Below are 3037 nucleotides of genomic sequence, written 5' to 3' on the forward strand. Positions count from 1 at the left end.
GCGCACGCCCATGTAGATCGCCGTGCCGAAGGCCACCGTGATCAGCACGACGAGGATCATGGCCTGGCGGGAGAGGCCACGGCGGAGGCCGGGGCGGGCCATGGCGGGGCGGCGCCGCACGGCACGCGCGTGGTCGATCATGCGCTCCCGCGCGGAGTACTCCTGGAGACGCGCAGCGCGGACGAACGACTCGTCGAAGACGACGGATCGGTACTCGTCCTCGCCGCCGCCGGGAGCGCCCTCGGGTGTGCCCGCCGGTGGGTCTCCTGGCCCGCCCATACCCTCAGGGTAGGTCTCCCGACCGCCAGGTGAACGCCCTGGTACACGACAACTTCTGACAACACCTCACGCGCGGTCCCACGCGCGCGTGCGCCGGTGCGCACGGGCGGCGGCGGCCCGCTCAGGGCGTGCGCGGCACCGCGGGCACCGCGGGGCGGCCGAACTCGGCGGAGGCCGACGGGCTGACCGCGACCTCGCTGTCGGGGCTCGGTCCGACCTCCGTGGAGGCGGGGGCGGGCACCTGGTCCTGGCGGCCCGACGAGGCGCCCCGGTAGACCGCGGTGAAGGCGAGGGCGACCATGCCGACGCCCATCAGCAGGGCGAGCATCCAGGCGACGGGGCGGTGCCAGCGGGCCCGGCCGAGGCGGCGGCCCGGGCGGCCGTACCTCCGGTCGCCGGGGTCGTGTTCGTAGGCCTCGTCGAGGTCGTCGTGGCCGAACTCGCCCTCTTCGGGGTCGAATCCGTCGTCGTAGTACTCGTCGTCCGGGGCGTCGGGGGCCGGGCCGCGCATGCGGGCCCTGCGGTTCTCCGCCTCGGTGGCCTCCGCGCGTGCCTGGGCTGCGGCGAGGAGCCGCTCCACGGCGGACGGTTCATGGATCTCGGCGGCCCGTACGAAGTCCTCGTCGAAGACCACGGAGGCGAACTCTTCGTCCGCACCCCCGCGGTCGTGGTCGTCGTCGGGCTCCCAGCCGTCAGGGAACGACGGCGTGCCCCCCACGTCCTCCGGCACCCCTCCAGCCTAGACCTGGATCGGTCAATTTGGGCAGGGCACAAGGGAATTCAACGGATGTGGCCGTCTCCCGTGACGATGTACTTGGTGGAGGTCAGCTCGGGCAGGCCCATCGGTCCGCGCGCGTGCAGCTTCTGCGTGGAGATGCCGATCTCGGCGCCGAAGCCGAACTGACCGCCGTCGGTGAAGCGCGTCGAGGCGTTCACGGCGACGGTGGTGGAGTCCACGAGCTGGGTGAAGCGGCGGGCCGCCTGCTGCGAGGTGGTGACGATGGCCTCCGTGTGGCCCGAGGTCCACAGGCGGATGTGCTCGACGGCCTGCTCCAGGGTGTCGACCACGGCGGCCGCGATGTCGTACGAGAGGTACTCCGTCTCCCAGTCCTCGGTGGTGGCGGGGACGACGGTGGCCTTGCTCGCCTCGGCGTGGGTGAGGACGCGCTCGTCGGCGTGGACGGTGACACCGGCCTCGGCGAGGGCGTCAAGGGCGCGCGGCAGGAAGGCGTCGGCGATGTCGCGGTGCACCAGCAGCGTCTCGGCGGCGTTGCAGACGCTGGGACGCTGCGCCTTGGAGTTGATCAGGATGTCGACGGCCATGTCGAGGTCGGCGGCGGCGTCCACGTACACATGGCAGTTGCCGGTGCCCGTCTCGATGACCGGGACGGTGGACTCCTCGACGACCGTCTTGATCAGGGAGGCGCCGCCGCGCGGAATGAGCACGTCGACGAGGCCGCGGGCGCGCATTAGCTCGCGCACCGAGTCGCGGTTCTCGCCGGGGACGAGCTGGACGGCGTCCGCGGGCAGCCCCGCGCCGTGCACGGCGTCGCGCAGGACGCGCACGAGGGCGGTGTTCGACGCGTACGCCGATGAGGAGCCGCGGAGCAGGACGGCGTTGCCCGACTTCAGGCAGAGGGCGGCGGCGTCCACGGTGACGTTCGGGCGGGCTTCGTAGATGATGCCGACGACACCGAGGGGGACGCGGACCTGGCGCAGGTCGATGCCGTTGGGGAGCGTGGAGCCGCGGACGATCTCGCCGACCGGGTCCGGCAGGGCGGCCACGTCGCGCACGTCGGCGGCGATGGCGCGGACGCGCTCGGGGGTCAGGGTGAGCCGGTCGACGATGCCCTCACCGGTGCCCGCCTCGCGGGCGCGCGCGATGTCCTCGGCGTTGGCCGCGACGATCTCGCTGGTGCGCACCTCAAGGGCGTCGGCGATCGCGAGGAGCGCGTCGTCCTTCGCGGCGCGTGGCAGGGGCGCGAGCGTCGCGGCGGCGCCACGGGCGCGATAGGCGGCCTGGGCGACCGGCGAGAGGTTGTCGTACGGCGAGACGGGAGTGAGCGACGTCATGTCCGCAGGGTAATGCCCGCGCGAGGGGCGTCCACCCGGTATTCCAGTCCCCGAGACCGGGGGGCGGCGCCGCGACGACGGCTCAAAAGGGGTGCACGCCGACCGGGGTGGCGGGCAGTGGTCCGTAGCCCTCCGCCACGCGCTGGTGGTAGGTGTCGCGGTCGATCACTTCGAGCCCGACGATCTCCCACGGGGGCAGCCGTGCGCTCTGGCGGTGCTCGCCCCACAGGCGCAGGGCGACGGCCGCCGCGTCGTGCAGGTCGCGGGCCTCTTCCCAGTAGCGGATCTCGGCGTGGTCGGGCGCGTACCGGCTGGTGAGCAGGAAGGGGTGGTCGTGGGCGAGCTGTTCCAGACCGCGCCTGAGCTCTGGGAGCGGGGCCTCGGCGCCCGAGACGCTCAGCGTGACGTGCCAGAGGCGGGGCGCCTCCACCGGCTCGCCGTCCCGGCTCTCGCGCGCGACGCTCTCCGGCGCGGTCCGCGGCTCGCCCTCGTACGCCTCACCGGCGGCGACGCTCGTCAGCGCCCGCTCGGCGGAGCCGCGGGACGCCGCCCCAGGGCGCACTCGTCTCACGACGGCCTCCTTTACGCAATGGCGATGCGGATTCGCAACGGTTCCGCGGAACCGTTCTCGACAAAGTTGAGCAGGCCAAGCGGGCTCGCGGGGCGGTTTTGGGGAGTTTCACCT

The 3037-nt window shown here is 73.2% G+C and carries 4 protein-coding genes; all 4 read right to left on the reverse strand.

Features of this window, described 5'->3' with window-relative positions; translation table 11 throughout:
* Positions 1-279, reverse strand: a 279-nt coding sequence (locus AB8Z36_RS36620) for an SCO2583/SCO2584 N-terminal domain-containing protein (RefSeq protein ID WP_440582099.1), incomplete at its 3' end; no start/stop codon positions are given.
* 121 nt (positions 280-400) lie between these two features.
* Positions 401-1009, reverse strand: coding sequence for an SCO2584 family spore wall biosynthesis protein (locus tag AB8Z36_RS36625; RefSeq protein ID WP_369217704.1), 609 nt, complete (start codon positions 1007-1009; stop codon positions 401-403).
* Positions 1010-1059: 50 nt separating this feature from the next.
* On the reverse strand, positions 1060-2352 hold the full coding sequence (locus tag AB8Z36_RS36630) for a glutamate-5-semialdehyde dehydrogenase (RefSeq protein ID WP_369217705.1): 1293 nt from the start codon (positions 2350-2352) through the stop codon (positions 1060-1062).
* Between the two features lie 82 nt (positions 2353-2434).
* Complete coding sequence (locus tag AB8Z36_RS36635) at positions 2435-2923, reverse strand: hypothetical protein (RefSeq protein ID WP_369217706.1); 489 nt, start codon at positions 2921-2923, stop codon at positions 2435-2437.
* Positions 2924-3037 lie beyond the last annotated feature (114 nt).

This window comes from Streptomyces flavofungini (genome assembly GCF_041028215.1).
In the GTDB taxonomy this organism is placed as follows: Bacteria; Actinomycetota; Actinomycetes; order Streptomycetales; family Streptomycetaceae; genus Streptomyces; species Streptomyces flavofungini_B.